Origin of the sequence: Sulfitobacter sp. 1A12157 (assembly GCF_043557345.1) — a bacterium.
Classification (GTDB): Bacteria; Pseudomonadota; Alphaproteobacteria; order Rhodobacterales; family Rhodobacteraceae; genus Sulfitobacter.
In genome coordinates this window covers 89,929-103,294 of sequence record NZ_JBIFFV010000005.1, presented here as the reverse complement: position 1 = coordinate 103,294, position 13,366 = coordinate 89,929, and the positions used below count along the sequence as shown (strand labels likewise).

The 13,366-nt window shown below is 61.9% G+C and carries 9 protein-coding genes; 5 read left to right on the top strand and 4 right to left on the bottom strand.

What is annotated here, in order from left to right; translation table 11 throughout:
* Position 1: 1 nt before the first annotated feature.
* Positions 2-985 carry a 16S rRNA (cytosine(1402)-N(4))-methyltransferase RsmH gene (gene rsmH, locus ACGYLC_RS10610; RefSeq protein ID WP_394422925.1) on the bottom strand — a complete coding sequence of 328 codons (984 nt, stop codon included), beginning with the start codon at positions 983-985 and terminating at the stop codon, positions 2-4.
* Positions 986-989: 4 nt separating this feature from the next.
* Complete coding sequence (mraZ, locus tag ACGYLC_RS10605) at positions 990-1,481, bottom strand: division/cell wall cluster transcriptional repressor MraZ (RefSeq protein WP_394399953.1); 492 nt, start codon at positions 1,479-1,481, stop codon at positions 990-992.
* A 777-nt stretch (positions 1,482-2,258) separates the two neighbouring features.
* Between mraZ and ACGYLC_RS10600 the strand changes: the two genes are divergently transcribed.
* A complete protein-coding gene (locus ACGYLC_RS10600; RefSeq protein ID WP_394422924.1) occupies positions 2,259-3,026 on the top strand; it encodes a hypothetical protein in 768 nt (255 codons plus the stop codon).
* An 18-nt stretch (positions 3,027-3,044) separates the two neighbouring features.
* On the opposite strand, the gene ACGYLC_RS10595 is transcribed toward ACGYLC_RS10600, so the two are convergent.
* Positions 3,045-4,109 carry an Mrp/NBP35 family ATP-binding protein gene (locus ACGYLC_RS10595; protein ID WP_394422923.1) on the bottom strand — a complete coding sequence of 355 codons (1,065 nt, stop codon included), beginning with the start codon at positions 4,107-4,109 and terminating at the stop codon, positions 3,045-3,047.
* Between the two features lie 607 nt (positions 4,110-4,716).
* On the opposite strand from ACGYLC_RS10595, the gene ACGYLC_RS10590 reads away from it, so the two are divergent.
* On the top strand, positions 4,717-4,920 hold the full coding sequence (locus ACGYLC_RS10590) for a DUF1127 domain-containing protein (RefSeq protein ID WP_271693367.1): 204 nt from the start codon (positions 4,717-4,719) through the stop codon (positions 4,918-4,920).
* Positions 4,921-5,156: 236 nt separating this feature from the next.
* On the opposite strand, the gene ACGYLC_RS10585 is transcribed toward ACGYLC_RS10590, so the two are convergent.
* Positions 5,157-7,574 (bottom strand): ATP-dependent helicase, encoded by a 2,418-nt coding sequence (locus ACGYLC_RS10585; protein ID WP_394422922.1) that lies wholly within the window; start codon positions 7,572-7,574, stop codon positions 5,157-5,159.
* Between the two features lie 194 nt (positions 7,575-7,768).
* Between ACGYLC_RS10585 and ACGYLC_RS10580 the strand changes: the two genes are divergently transcribed.
* From ACGYLC_RS10580 to ACGYLC_RS10570, 3 genes are all read left to right on the top strand, one after another.
* On the top strand, positions 7,769-8,542 hold the full coding sequence (locus ACGYLC_RS10580; protein WP_394422921.1) for a hypothetical protein: 774 nt from the start codon (positions 7,769-7,771) through the stop codon (positions 8,540-8,542).
* 97 nt (positions 8,543-8,639) lie between these two features.
* Positions 8,640-9,788: an alpha-hydroxy acid oxidase gene (locus tag ACGYLC_RS10575; protein ID WP_394422920.1), complete on the top strand. Its 1,149-nt coding sequence runs from the start codon at positions 8,640-8,642 to the stop codon at positions 9,786-9,788.
* Positions 9,789-9,889: 101 nt separating this feature from the next.
* Entirely contained in the window at positions 9,890-13,330 is a 3,441-nt protein-coding gene (locus tag ACGYLC_RS10570) for a pyruvate carboxylase (RefSeq protein WP_394422919.1), read from the top strand.
* Positions 13,331-13,366: the final 36 nt, after the last annotated feature.

Genomic DNA, 13,366 nt, shown 5'->3' with positions numbered 1-13,366 from the left:
CTCAGATCCCCCTGACCATCGGCATGCCGATGGTTTTCGCGTCAATCTCACCACTGGGCGCATCGGTGCGCGTGGCCACCCGCAGCTTGGCCGACCGGCTGCGCGGGTTCTCTTCCAATTCCTGCGCATCGGGGCCGATCGCCTTGCGGGATTTCAGCGTGAACTGCGGCGGCGCCTGCTCAAGCGCGGGAGCGAAACGGTTGGCATTGCCCCCGGCCCCGGCCCGCGCGGTGAGGAAGCGTTTGACCATCCGGTCCTCGACCGAATGGAAGGTCACCACCGCCAGTTTCCCGCCCGGCTTCAACGCCCGTTCAGCGGCCATAAGCCCCTGAAAAAGTTCGCCATATTCATTGTTCACCGCAATTCGCAGCGCTTGGAAACTGCGGGTTGCCGGGTGGCTCTGGCCGGGCTTGGCGCGCGGCAGGCAGCCTTCGACCAATTTCGCCAATTCCAGCGTGGTGGTGATCGGCGCCTCTTCGCGGGCGCGGACAATCGCCTTGGCGATCCGGCGCGAGGCGCGCTCTTCACCGTATTGAAAGAGGATATTGGCGATCACCTCTTCCTCGGCCTCATTGACCAGATCGGCAGCCGAGGGGCCATCTTGGCTCATCCGCATGTCGAGCGGGCCATCTTTCATGAAGGAAAAGCCACGCTCCGCCTGATCGAGTTGCATGGAGGAGACACCGAGGTCCAGCACCACACCATCGAGGTCTTGGGCATATTCATCCATGCGCGAGAAGACGCCCTGCTGCATGGTGATCCGATCGCCGTAGCCCCCGGCCCATGCCGCCGCCATTTCAAAGGCCAGCGGATCGCGGTCGACGGCCACCACACGCGCGGCACCGGCCTCTAGCAAGCCACGGGTGTAGCCGCCCGCGCCAAAGGTGCCATCGAGCCAGACCCCTTCCACGGGCGCCACGGCAGATAGGATCGGGCGCAGCAGAACGGGGGTGTGAGGGGCAGATGGATCAGAGGCAGCAACCATTCCCTCAGATCTCCATATCACCATCGAGGAACGAGAGCGGATCGACATCGTCGGGCAGTTCCTGCTGCCAGGCCTCTTCCTCGGTCTCGTAGGTTTCGGGCTTCCAGATCTGGAAGGTGTCACCGGCGGCGATAAAGAACGCCTCGCCATTGAGTTCGATCTTGTTGCGCAGCTTGGCGGGCAACACCAAACGACCAGTCTCATCTACCGTGGTCGGGAAAGACTGGCCGTGGAACAGACGCTGAAGCGCCTTGCGCTGCATGGAGCCGCGCGGCATGCGGTCGATCTTGGCGTCGACCTCTTCGATGGCTTCCATGGTGTAGCATTCAAGGTAGTTGCGGCGCTGATCGCCATAGACGATGACCAGCTCGGGATTGTCGCCGTTCTTCCAGTTCGGGTCGCCCGCCTCCAACACACGCCGAAAAGAGGCTGGGATAGACACCCGCCCCTTCGTATCGACCTTGTGGTGGCTTTCGCCTCTGAACCTGCGGCTCACTTGTTGTCCCTGCCTCTTGCGCCTTTGCGCTTAAACTCGTTATTCGCCTCGCTCCCCTGCCTTGGAAATGGAAACGGCGGGTTGATCTGCTGCCACTGATCAACCCGCCGCCCACGTCCCGCAGCTTGGCGGGGGAAGTCCGACTGCGCGCGCCACCTGGGGGGATGTCTGCTCGCTCGCGCGCCGGATCTCTTTGGTCTGATGAAAGCGAGGTGCCTGTATGAAACCTGCTAGGTTTTGATTTATTTTGGGGTCGTTTGCTGCCCCGTGTCCCGTTCTCATCCGATGCATTAGGGATGCCATGGGAATTGATGGGCGTCTACATTTTTTTTGGATTTCCGCCCAATATTTTGTTTTGCACAGGCTGTGAGAACAACATCTGGTATAACTTTCTCGGCGGAAAATGGCTCAATTTGAGTTCTATCCGCCTCCCAACACTATATCTTGTTAACGAATTGCGACCTGCACAATATCCCACAGTTTCCCACTAAAATTTGCTCACATAGTTATCCACAGGACGTGTTCGTTGCCTGTTCCGCCGATTGCGCGAAGTGCTCCCCATTTGCGCCCCATTTCCCATAGCTGCGAATCGGCCAAGACCCCCAAGAGAGCAAGGGGCGCCCATGATTTCCCAGACTTCCCATGCATTCCCGCGACTTTTCCCATGCCCTCCCAGCGGCCCATGCTTTCCCAGAGGCTGGAACCCTTCTGTCAGCGATATCTTGTCCTTTCGGGCCACGCAGGCCATGTATTGGCGCGAAACGGAGGGAGTGCATCATGATCCAAGCCACGGCTCTATTTACCCACGCGCTGAACATGCTGTTTCACGCGCCTTCAACCACGCTGCGGGTGATCCTGCCCGCGGTGCTTTGGGTAATGGGCGCCGCTGCAGCGGCGGGCCTGCTGGCGGGGGATGCGCTAGGGGCGATGGATCAGGTGATCGAGAACGCCGCCCCGCCGCCTGCGGGTCAACTTCTGATCCTGATCGCCTGCGGGCTGACCGGCATCCTTGGCTATGCGCTGATGGCCATCCTTTGGCACCGCTATGTCCTGCTGGATCATGACGAGGATGACCTACGTCCGGGCCTGGGGCTGTTCTGGGCCTATGTCTGGCGGGCCATCGTTTTGGGCTTCGTGCAGTTTCTCGCGGCCCTTCCCATCGGCCTTGCCATGCTGCTCTTGGGCGGGCTGACCGGGTCGAGCCCGGCGGCGCTGATGTTGATTGGATTGGTGGCGGGGGTGGCTTTCCTTTGGCTGGCGCTGCGGCTTAGCCTCGTGCTGCCCGCCGCCGCTTTGGGCCACGTCATGTCGGTGCGCGACAGCTGGCGCGCGACCGAGCCTTTGGCCGGCACGCTTTGGGCGCTGGCCGTCTTGCTGGCGGTGGTGAACACACTGCTCGGCGTGATCGCCAGCATGTTGCTGCCTGCCGACCCCGGCCTGCGGCTGATGCTGGATTCCCTGCTCTATCTTATAGAGGGGCTGGTTTTTGTCTCGATGCTGACAACGCTTTATGGCCACCTGATCGAAGGGCGCGAGCTGGGCTAACCGCCCGCGCCGCCCCCGTCAGGCCATGCCACCGTCGACCAAGCCCTTCGCGAGCCGGGCATAGGCATCGGCCATCGGCCCCTCGCCCGCGGCGACCGGCGTGCCGCTGTCCCCGGCCAAACGGGTATCGAGATCAATCGGCAGACTGCCCAAAAGCGGCACACCCATCTTCTCGGCCTCCGCCGCCACACCACCATGGCCGAAGATCTCATGCTGCGAACCGCAGTCCGGGCAGACGAACATCGACATGTTTTCGATCAGGCCCAGCACCGGGGTCTTCAAGGTGGCGAACATGTCGAGCGCCTTGCGCGCGTCGATCAGCGCCACGTCCTGCGGCGTGCTGACCACGATGGCGCCCGAAAGCTCGGACTTGGTGCAGAGCGTCAGTTGCACGTCCCCGGTCCCGGGCGGCAAGTCGACGAGGAGCACGTCAAGCTCGCCCCATTCCACCTGCCCCAGCATCTGCTGCAGCGCGCCCATCAGCATCGGCCCGCGCCAGACCACGGCCTTGCCCTCTTCCAGCATGAAGCCGATCGACATCAGGGTCACGCCATGGGCTTGCAGGGGGATGATCGTCTTGCCGTCAGGACTGGCGGGGCGCTTGTTGACCCCCATCATGCGCGGCTGGCTGGGGCCGTAGATATCGGCGTCGAGCAGCCCCACCTTGCGGCCCGCGCGCGCCAGCGCCACGGCGAGGTTGGAACTAACGGTGGATTTACCCACACCGCCCTTGCCCGAGCCGATGGCCAGGATGCGCTTCACGCCCGAGGGTTTCATCGGCCCCTCTTGCGGCTTGGGATGCCCGCCGATCTTGAGACTGGGCGCTTTCGGTGCGGGGCCATGCGCGGTCAGCGCGACCGACACACCACCCACCCCCGGCAGATCGCGGACCACCTGCTCTGCCGCGTCGCGCAAGGGCGCCATTTGGCGTGCGACATCGGCATTGGGCGCTTCGATGACGAATCGCACCTTATCGCCTTCGACCACCAGCGCGCGGACCAGATCATGGGAAAGCAGGCTTTTGCCATCGGGCAGTTGCACCCGCGCCAGCGCCGCTTCGACTTCTGCTTTGGTCACAGACATGCGCAAATTCTCCTCTATTAGGGCTTCTGAAATGGCAGGTTCTGCGCCAAGCGCAAGGGGACGGCCCTTTTTGCATAGGGAACAGGCGCAATGCCCAAGGATTACGCAGGGGTACCATGTTTTTGCCGCATAGCAGCATTGCAAAAAGAAATATTGTGCACCCGCAGCAATTAGCGCTAACTTAGGGTCATAGGCAGGGCCAAGCGCCCCGCTTTCGGAAAGACCAGACACATTCCTCCTCCTCCCGAATGTGTCTGATTTTACCAAGACTTGGATGCATCCACTCCTCCTCCCGGATGCAGCCGAGTTTGGAAAGACCAGACGCCTCCATCCTCCTCCCGGATGTGTCTGTTATTGGCGGCGACATCTACCTCCTCCCAGATGTCGTCGCCCCTTTCCCCTCCCCTTATATGACAGTTTTATGACCCTTCGCCATCTTGCCGCGCGGGCAAAACCGTTTTTTAACAACAAGTTGCGCCACTCATAACCTATGCGCTTTCTGCATAGCGGCATTGACTTTATGCCCGTTGTGCAAATGCAGAAAGGGCGTAAATAGCGGGCAACGAGATGATCAACAGATGAAAAAAGAGGCGCCGAAATGGCTTACATGAACACAACGACCGCAAACACAACTTCCGTCTTCGCCCGTATCGGCGGCGCATTCGAAGCACTGGCAACCCGCTACAAACAGCACCGTCTGTACCGTGAAACTTTCGACGGTCTGAGCGCGTTGAGCAACCGTGAGCTGGCCGACCTTGGTCTGAGCCGTTCCGAACTGCGCCGTGTGGCATGGGAATCTTCCCGCGGCTAAGCAGAGATAGAGATCGGACGCCAGAACCCCTCCCTGTTCTGTCGTCTGAAAGCCGGGGTGCGCGTCACCTTCCTCCTCCCTGAATGAGGCGGACCCCGCAAGGAGACCCGAAGCCGACCCTCCCTCGACACTTCGGGCCGACATAGAAACGGCGGCACCTTCCTCCCAAGGTGTCGTCGTTTTTGTTTGTAAGGCCTTGTTAGGCAGGCTTTTGACAACCCACCGCAGGATTTAATTTAGAACGGTACGTCTTTCCCGCCGGTCAAGAACCGCGAGACGACCTTCTTGGTCCCGGCTTTTTCGAAAGCGACTTCCATCTTGTCGCCTTCGATGCCGATCACTTCGCCATAGCCGAATTTATCGTGAAAAACGCGCTCACCCATCTCAAAGGCGGCGACCGCTTGCATGTCGATCGTGACATTGCGGCTTTCGCGCGGCTGGCTGGTGCCCCGCGCCCCACTGCGCGATTGCAGGCGTTTCCAACCCGGTGAATTATAGACATTTGCGCTTGCCGCACGGTCATGCAGGTCCGATTGCGGCATGGCCGCGCCAAAGCCACCGCCGTAAAGCCCCGGCGGGGTCAGCACATCCACATGTTCTTCGGGCAGTTCATCAATGAAACGCGACGGCATCGCATTTTGCCATTGGCCAAAGACCCGGCGATTGGCGGCGAAAGAGATCGTGCAAATCCGCTCTGCCCGGGTGATGCCGACATAGGCCAGCCGCCGCTCCTCTTCGAGCCCTTTCAGCCCGCTTTCATCCATCGAACGCTGCGAAGGGAACAGCCCATCTTCCCAGCCCGGCAGGAAAACCATGGGGAATTCCAATCCCTTGGCCGCGTGCAGCGTCATGATCGAGACCTTCTCGCCATCGCCCTCCTGCTCATTATCCATGATCAGGCTAACATGTTCGAGGAAGCCCTGCAGATTTTCGAAGCCTTCTAAGGCTTTGACCAGCTCCTTGAGGTTTTCCAGCCGCCCCGGCGCCTCGGGCGTTTTGTCATTCTGCCACATGCCGGTGTAGCCGCTTTCGTCGAGAATCATCTCGGCCAGTTCGACATGGGACACCTCGGGCGGGCCGTAATCCACCCGAAGCGGCGCGACGCCATCGTCAAGCACCGCGTCGTCTTCGCTGATTTCGATCCGCGGACCTTGCAGCATGGACGACCAACGGTCGATCCCGTCGATCAAAAGCCGCAGTTGCGCCGCCCCTTTGCCGCTGATCCCGCCATGCGCCAAAAGGATTCGCGCGCCTTCGACGAGGTTCACCCCGTGATCCCGCGCCGTGCGCTGAATTTTCTGCTGTGCCTTTTCGCCCAGACCGCGCTTGGGCGTGTTCACGATCCGCTCGAACGCCAGATCATCGTCAGGGCTGGTAACCACGCGGAAATAGGCCATCGCGTCGCGGATTTCCAAACGCTCGTAGAACCGCGGGCCGCCGATCACCTTATAAGGCAGGCCAATGGTCAAAAACCGGTCTTCAAAGGCGCGCATCTGGTGGCTTGCGCGGACCAGAATCGCCATATCGTCAAGCGAAAAAGGGTCGAGCCCCCTTGTGCCGCGCTGCGCGGATTCGATCTCATCCCCGATCCAGCGCGCCTCTTCCTCGCCATCCCAATGGCCGATCAGACGGACCTTTTCGCCCTCGGTCTCTTCGGTCCAGAGGGTCTTGCCCAAGCGCCCCTCGTTGCCCGCGATCACGCCCGAGGCAGCGGCGAGGATATGCGGGGTCGAGCGGTAATTCTGCTCTAGCTTGACCACATGGGCGCCGGGGAAATCCGTTTCAAACCGCAGGATGTTGCCCACTTCAGCCCCGCGCCAGCCATAGATCGACTGGTCATCGTCCCCCACGCAGCAGATGTTCTTATGCCCCTGCGCCAAGAGCCGCAGCCACAGGTATTGGGCCACGTTGGTATCCTGATATTCGTCGACGAGGATATATTTGAACCAGCGCTGATACTGCGCGAGCACATCCGGGTGCGCTTGAAAAATCGTCACCATATGCAGCAGCAGATCGCCGAAATCGGTCGCGTTCAGTTCGATCAGACGGCGTTGATATTGCGCGTAGATTTCCGGCCCGCGATGATTGTACGCCCCGGCATCCGCGCTCGGAATCTTGTCCGGGGTCAGTGCGCGGTTCTTCCAGCCGTCGATGATCCCCGCCAGCATCCGCGCGGGCCAGCGCTTGTCGTCGATCCCTTCGGCGGCGACCAATTGTTTGAGCAGGCGCAGCTGGTCATCCGTATCGAGAATCGTGAAATTGCTTTTCAGCCCCACCAATTCCGCATGCCGCCGCAGCAGCTTGACGCAGATCGCGTGGAAGGTGCCGAGCCATGGCATCCCCTCGACCTGCTGGCCGAGCATCTGGCCCACGCGTGTCTTCATCTCGCGCGCGGCCTTATTGGTGAAGGTGACCGCCAAAACCTCATGCGGGCGCGCGCGCCCGGTGTTGAGCAGATGCACGATTCGCGCCGTCAACGCCCGCGTTTTGCCGGTGCCCGCCCCGGCAAGCATCAGCACGGGGCCATCCAACGTCTCTACCGCGGCCCGTTGGGCGGGGTTCAACCCCTCTAGATAGGGCTGCGGACGCGCGGCCATGGCGCGGGCGGAGAGAGAGGCGCCCTCAAAGGCGTCCATTTCGTCAAAATCACTCATGCCCGCAATCTAGCGCGTCCGGGATACGAGATAAAGAGACGTTCCTCAAATGTTCCTTCGAAAGATATTCAAGTCCCGATTTGGCACGGCTGCGGGCAAAACCGGCTGAATTTAAAATGCGTGGGAAATCTTTACCCGTTGATAAGGCTTTGGCGGCAATGTGCTGCCATAACGATAAACGAGAGGAACCGCTCATGTTCAGAAACGATGATACTTCGGTACTGCGCCGAGAGATTGACCGGTTCAAGCTGCCGATGTTCATTGCCGAATTGAACGCGGACAGCGGGCATTTCGAACTTTTGGCCCTCAACACCGCCCATGAGGCGCATAGCGGCATGGTGATGAGCGAGGTGATAAACCGCCCCCTGCACAGTTTCATGCCCCATGAGGAGGCCGAGGCGGTCAATGAACGCTATGCGCGCTGCGTCTCGAATGTGGGGCAAATCCGCTATCGCGAGATGCTGCATATGCCGCGCGGGCCGCTGATTTGGGATACCACGCTGCATCATGTGCAATCTTACCGCGGCCTCGACCGGGTGGTGGGCAGCGCCATCGTTGTAGAGCGGGTGCAGCGGGACAACCGCGATACCCTCGCTTTTGAGGATGTGCGCTATTTCGCGGCGACATCTTCGTTCAAACTCGAACAAATCTCGACGGTGCTGGATGCCGCCGAAAAGGGGCTGATCGATCCGGCGAAGCTCACCGGGTCGGCGGGGATGCTGGCCGGGCTCTGCCGCGCCATCGACAGCACCATGCAAGAGCTACGCTCGATCGCGCAGGAACGGCTGGACGCCGAGGCCAATCCGACCGTTCACCTGATCGACATGGAAGGCACCGCCGCCAGCGAAGGCGACGAAATCGAAGCAGCCATCGCGGCGCTTGTGGATATGGCGGACAACCTACCCACACCGCCGGGCCGCAAGGTAAGCGAGGCCGCACCCCTCGCCCGCTCGGCGTTCCGTCAGTAGGGCTCCGGCGCCCGACCAAGACGGCAGCACTCTCAACCTATTTCCGACGCAGCCGCACCATCTGGACAAACCGCAACCCTTTGGCGCAAATGCCGCCATGGACCTACATGCAACCTACCCCGCCCTTTCGGACCTTCGCAGCCGCGCGCAGTCGCGCCTGCCTAAATTCGTTTGGGAATACCTTGATTCCGCCACCGGGACGGAGGCCACAAAACACCGCAACCGCGCGGCCCTAGACCGCGTCGGGCTGATGCCTTCGGTGTTGCACGGCGAATTCACCCCTGACCTCAGCGTCGATCTGATGGGACAAAGGCTTCCCCTGCCCTTCGGCATGTCCCCCTTGGGCATGTCCGGCCTGATCTGGCCCGATGCCGAAGCCCATCTTGCCCGCGCGGCGGATCGCGCCGGCATCCCCTTTGGCCTGTCCACCGTGGCCGCGACCTGCCCGGAAGATGTCGCACCCCATTTGGGCGCGCATGGTTGGTTCCAACTCTACCCGCCGCGTGACCCGGAAATTCGAACCGATATGCTGGCGCGGGCCAAGGCTGCGGGTTTCTCCACTTTGGTCCTGACCGTCGACGTTCCGGTCGCCTCGCGCCGTGAGCGGCAGACCCGTTCTGGCCTGACCAGCCCGCCCAAACTGACCCCACGGCTGATGGCGCAGGTCGCGATGCGCCCAGCTTGGGCGATGGGCATGGCGCGCCGGGGTCTGCCGCATATGAAAATGCTCGACAAATACACCGAAGGCACGGCCACCGCGAACCTGCCGCCCACCGCGCATGTGGGCTATCTGCTGCGCACCGCGCCCGATTGGGATTATCTGCATTGGCTGCGCGAACATTGGGAAGGGCCGCTGGTGATCAAGGGCGTGCTGCGCCCCGAAGACGCCACGAAGATGGAAAAGGCCGGGGCCGATGCGATCTGGGTCTCGAACCACGCAGGCCGCCAGTTCGACGCGGCCCCCGCCAGCGCCGAGGCGCTGCCCGCCATTCGCGCCGCCACGAGATTGCCCGTCATCTTTGACAGCGGCGTTGAATCGGGTCTCGACATTCTGCGCGCCTTCGCGCTCGGCGCGGATTTCGTCATGCTGGGCCGGGCCTTCCACTTTGCCCTCGCCGCCCTTGGGCCGCGCGGGGTCGATCACCTGATCGATGTGCTTGCCCGTGACTTGACCGCCAATATGGGACAGTTGGGCGCGCGGAACCTGCGCGACCTCCCCGCCCCCTTTGATCTCTCGCCGCTCTGATCGGAAAGCTTTCAGAAATGTGTCAAAGACGGTCACAGCCCTCTTGCGCTGCACCGCAGCATCCCTAAGCTGCCTTTAAAACCAGCAGGGGAGACCAGCCAGTGACCGATTTCAAAAAAATCCTGATCGCGAACCGTGGTGAGATCGCGATCCGCATCATGCGCGCCGCCAATGAGATGGGCAAGAAAACGGTTGCGGTCTACGCCGAAGAGGACAAGCTGGGGCTGCACCGTTTCAAAGCGGATGAGGCCTATCGCATCGGTGAGGGGCTCGGCCCCGTCGCGGCCTATCTCAGCATCGACGAGATGATCCGCGTGGCCAAGGCGGCGGGCGCCGATGCCATCCACCCGGGCTATGGCCTGCTGTCGGAAAACCCGGAATTCGTCGATGCCTGTGAGAAAAACGGCATCACCTTCATCGGCCCGCGGGCCGAGACGATGCGCGCCTTGGGGGACAAAGCCTCAGCCCGCCGCGTCGCCATGGCGGCGGGTGTGCCGGTCATCCCCGCCACCGAAGTGCTGGGCGAAGACATGGACGCGATCCGCGCCGAAGCAGCCGAGGTCGGCTACCCCCTGATGCTCAAAGCCTCTTGGGGTGGCGGCGGGCGCGGAATGCGGCCGATCATGTCCGAAAAGGAACTGGAAGAGAAAGTCCGCGAAGGGCGCCGCGAGGCCGAAGCCGCTTTCGGCAATGGCGAAGGCTATCTGGAGAAGATGATCCTGCGCGCCCGCCATGTCGAAGTGCAGATCCTCGGTGACAAACAGGGCGACATTTACCACCTGTATGAACGCGACTGCTCGGTCCAGCGCCGCAATCAAAAGGTGGTTGAGCGCGCCCCCGCCCCCTATCTGAGCGAGGAGCAACGCGCCGAAATCTGTGAGCTTGGCCGCCGCATCTGCGCCCATGTGAATTACGAATGCGCGGGCACCGTCGAGTTCCTGATGGATATGGAAACCGGCAATTTCTACTTCATCGAGGTGAACCCCCGCGTGCAGGTCGAACATACCGTCACCGAAGAGGTCACGGGCATCGACATCGTCCGCGCCCAGATCCTCATCGCCGAGGGCAAGCCACTGGCCGAGGCGACGGGCAAGGCACGACAAGAGGACATCACCCTCACCGGCCACGCGCTGCAAACCCGCGTCACCACCGAAGACCCGCAGAACAATTTCATCCCCGACTATGGCCGCATCACCGCCTACCGCTCGGCCACCGGCATGGGCATCCGGCTCGATGGCGGCACGGCCTATGCGGGCGGGGTCATCACGCGCTATTACGACAGCCTGCTGACCAAGGTGACGGCCAAGGCGCCGACGCCCGAGATGGCCATCGCCCGCATGGACCGCGCCCTGCGCGAGTTCCGGGTGCGCGGGGTCAGCACCAACATCGCCTTCGTCGAGAACCTGCTGAAACACCCGACGTTTCTGAACAACGAATACACCACCAAATTCATCGACGAGACGCCCGAACTGTTCCAGTTCGAGCAGCGCCGCGACCGCGCGACCAAGGTGCTGACCTATATCGCCGACATCACCGTAAACGGCCATCCAGAGACCAAGGGCCACGCCCTGCCCGCCGCCCATGTGCGTGACCCGAAGCCGCCCGTGCTGCGCGGCGAGCCGCAGATGGGCACTCGTAACCTCTTGGAACAAAAGGGCCCCGAGGCGGTGGCCGAGTGGATGGGCCAGCAGCGCCAACTGCTTATCACCGACACCACCATGCGCGATGCGCATCAATCGCTCTTGGCCACGCGGATGCGCAGCCTCGATATGATCAAGGTGGCCCCCGCCTATGCCGCCAATCTGCCGCAGCTTTTCTCGGTCGAATGCTGGGGCGGGGCGACTTTTGACGTGGCCTATCGCTTCTTGCAGGAATGCCCGTGGCAGCGCCTGCGCGACCTGCGCGCGGCCCTGCCCAATGTGATGACCCAGATGCTGCTGCGCGCCTCTAACGGGGTGGGCTATACCAACTACCCCGACAATGTGGTGCAAAAATTCGTGGCCACGGCGGCCAATACCGGCGTCGACGTGTTCCGCGTGTTCGACAGTCTCAACTGGGTTGAGAACATGCGCGTGGCGATGGATGCGGTCGTAGAATCCGGCAAGATTTGCGAGGGCACGATCTGCTACACGGGCGACATCTTTGACCCGGACCGTGCGAAGTACGACCTTCAGTATTACGTCAATATGGGCAAGGATCTGAAAGCCGCCGGCGCGCATGTGCTGGGGCTGAAAGACATGGCAGGCCTGTTGAAACCGGCCCAGGCCCGCGCACTGGTCAAGGCGTTGAAATCCGAGGTCGGTCTGCCGATCCATTTCCACACCCATGACACGGCGGGCAGTGCCACGGCCACCATCCTCGCGGCCTCTGAGGCGGGCGTCGATGCGGTCGACTGCGCGATGGATGCGCTTTCGGGCAACACCTCTCAGGCGACGCTCGGCACCGTGGTTTCGGCCCTGCAACATACCGACCGCGACACCGGGATCGACATGAAGGCCGTGCGCGAAATCTCGGATTACTGGGAGGAAGTGCGCGGCCATTATGCGGCCTTTGAGACCGGGATGCAGGCGCCCTCCTCCGAGGTTTACCTGCACGAAATGCCCGGCGGCCAGTTCACGAACCTCAAGGCGCAGGCCGCCTCCATGGGGCTGGAAGACCGCTGGCCCGAGGTGGCGCGCACCTATGCGGATGTGAACCAGATGTTCGGCGATATCGTAAAGGTCACGCCTTCGTCCAAAGTGGTGGGCGACATGGCGTTGATGATGGTCTCCCAAGGGCTGACCCGGGCGCAGGTCGAAGACCCGAATGTCGATGTCTCCTTCCCCGACAGCGTGATCGACATGATGCGCGGCAACCTCGGCCAGCCGCCGAATGGCTTCCCGGCGGGCATTGTCAAGAAGGTGCTGAAAGGCGAGACGCCGAACACCGAACGCCCCGGCAAACATCTGGCCCCTGTCGATCTTGAGGCCGTGCGCAAGGAACTGTCCGAGCAGTTGGACGGCATGCAGATCGACGACGAAGACCTCTGCGGCTACCTGATGTATCCCAAGGTTTTCCTCGACTACATGGGCCGCCACCGCGTCTATGGCCCGGTGCGCACCCTGCCCACGCATACCTTCTTTTATGGCATGGAACCGGGGGCAGAAATTTCGGCCGAGATCGACCCCGGCAAAACCTTGGAAATCCGTCTTCAGGCCGAATCTGAGGCCGGAGAGGATGGCGAGGTGAAGGTCTTCTTTGAACTCAACGGCCAGCCGCGAATGATCCGCGTGGCGAACCGGCTGGTCAAGGATGCCACCGTGCAGCGCCCCAAGGCCGAGGCAGGCAATCCCGATCACATCGGCGCGCCGATGCCGGGGGTCGTGGCTTCCGTCGGGGTGAAAGCGGGGCAGCAGGTCAAGGCGGGCGACCTGATCTTGACCATCGAAGCGATGAAGATGGAGACGGGCCTCCACGCGGAACGCGATGCGGTGGTAAAGGCCGTGCATGTGCAGGCCGGTGGCCAGATCGATGCGAAAGACCTGCTCGTCGAGTTAGAGTAAATCACCCCCTGGCGCGGCCCCCTGCCGCGCCCCCAC